Annotated in this window: 2 protein-coding genes; both read left to right on the forward strand. The window is 67.4% G+C overall.

Features of this window, described 5'->3' with window-relative positions:
- Positions 1–997: DNA repair protein RadA (radA, locus tag BIS11_RS16095; protein WP_253586534.1), on the forward strand; the 997-nt coding region annotated here is incomplete at its 5' end.
- 101 nt (positions 998–1098) lie between these two features.
- Positions 1099–2074 (forward strand): selenide, water dikinase SelD (gene selD, locus BIS11_RS16100; protein WP_253586535.1); only part of this gene is annotated, 976 nt, incomplete at its 3' end.

The raw sequence follows: 2074 nt of genomic DNA on the forward strand, positions 1-2074 counted from the left end.
CTACGTGACCGGCGAGGAGTCGCTTTCCCAGGTGGCCATGCGCGCCCACCGGCTGCAGCTGCCCACCAACGGGCTCAAGATGCTGGCCGAGACCAGCGTCGAGACGATCCTGGCCGTCGCCGAGCGCGAGAAGCCCGAGATCCTGGTGATCGACTCGATCCAGACCATGCATCTCGAGGACATCAGTTCCGCCCCCGGGGGCGTGGCCCAGGTGCGTGAATCCGCCGCCGCACTCACCCGCTTCGCCAAGCAGAGCAATACGGTATTATTGCTGGTGGGCCACGTCACCAAGGATGGCACCCTGGCCGGCCCCAAGGTGCTCGAGCACATGATCGACGCCTCGCTCTTGCTCGAAGGCGGCGCCGACTCGCGCTTTCGCACCCTGCGCGGCCAGAAGAACCGCTTTGGCGCGGTCAACGAGCTCGGCGTTTTCGCCATGCTCGAGCAGGGCCTCAAGGAGGTGAAGAATCCCAGCGCGATCTTCCTCTCTCGCCAGGAAGAGCAGGCGCCGGGCAGCCTGGTCATGGTGGTATGGGAAGGCACCCGGCCGATTCTGGTAGAAGTCCAGGCGCTGGTGGACGAATCGGCGCTCGGCAACCCGCGCCGCGTGGCGGTCGGGCTCGACCAGAACCGCCTGGCGATGCTGCTCGCCGTGCTCAACCGCCACGGCGGGCTGTTCACCGGCGACCAGGACGTGTTCCTGAACGTGGTCGGCGGGGTCAAGGTGCTCGAAACCAGCGCCGACCTCGCCGTGCTGCTCGCCGTGGTCTCGAGCCTTCAGAACCGGGCGCTGCCCAAGGAGCTGGTGGTGTTCGGCGAGGTGGGGCTCTCCGGCGAGATTCGCCCGGTGCCCAGCGGCCAGGAGCGCATCAGCGAGGCCGCCAAGCACGGTTTCCTGCGCGCCATCGTGCCGCGCGCCAACGCCCCCAAGAAAGCGCCTGCGGGCATGGAGGTCATCGCCGTGGACAAGTTGAGCGATGCCCTGGAAGCGCTCTAGGCTGTACTAAGCTAACGATACTGAAAGCCGGGACGCGACACCCGGCGACGATCGCCAGAAGCGGCACCCCAGGCGATCGAGACCACCCAAGGAGAGACGCGATGAGTTCGATTCGACTGACCCAGTACAGCCACGGCGCCGGCTGCGGCTGCAAGATCGCACCGGACGTGCTGGACAGCATTCTGGCCAAGGCCGGCCCCAGCGCAGGGCACAAGCAGCTGGTGGTGGGCAATCAGGGGCGCGAGGACGCCGCCGTGTTCGATCTCGGCGACGGCCGCGGCATGATCTCGACCACCGACTTCTTCATGCCGATCGTCGACGACCCCTTCGACTTCGGGCGCATCGCCGCCACCAACGCGATCAGCGACATCTACGCCATGGGCGGCACGCCGGTCATGGCGCTGAGCATCCTCGGCTGGCCGGTGGACAAGCTCTCCCCGGACATCGCCGGCGACGTGATCGCAGGCGCCCAGGGCGTGTGCCGCGAACTCGGCGTGGCGCTGGCCGGCGGCCACTCCATCGACGCCCCGGAGCCGATCTTTGGCCTTGCCGTCAACGGCCTGATCCAGCTCGACCAGCTCAAGCTCAATAGCGGCGCCAAGCCAGGCGATCTGCTGTTTCTGACCAAGCCCCTGGGCGTGGGGCTTCTGACCACCGCCGAGAAGCGCGGCCTGCTGGAAGCCGGCCACCACGGCCTGGCGCGGGAAACCATGCTCATGTCCAACCGCATCGGCGTGGAGCTTGCCAAGGTGAAAGGCCTGAATGCCATGACCGACGTGACCGGTTTCGGCCTGGCCGGCCATCTTAGCGAGATATGCAGTGCCAGCCACCTCAAGGCCGAGGTCGATTTTCGCCGCCTGCCGCGGCTTTCTGAGGCCGAAGCGTACCGTCGCCAGGGCGCGGTGCCCGGTGGCACCGTGCGCAACCGCGACGCCCTGGGTGCGCAGCTTCCGGCCATGGACGACGCCCATTGGCAGTGGCTGTGCGATCCGCAGACCTCCGGGGGGCTTTTGCTCAGCGTCGACCCGGCCTGGGAAGACGATATCCAGCGGATCGGCCGCGAACACGGCCTGACAC

Source organism: Halomonas sp. 707D4 (genome assembly GCF_024158685.1).
GTDB lineage: Bacteria > Pseudomonadota > Gammaproteobacteria > Pseudomonadales > Halomonadaceae > Vreelandella.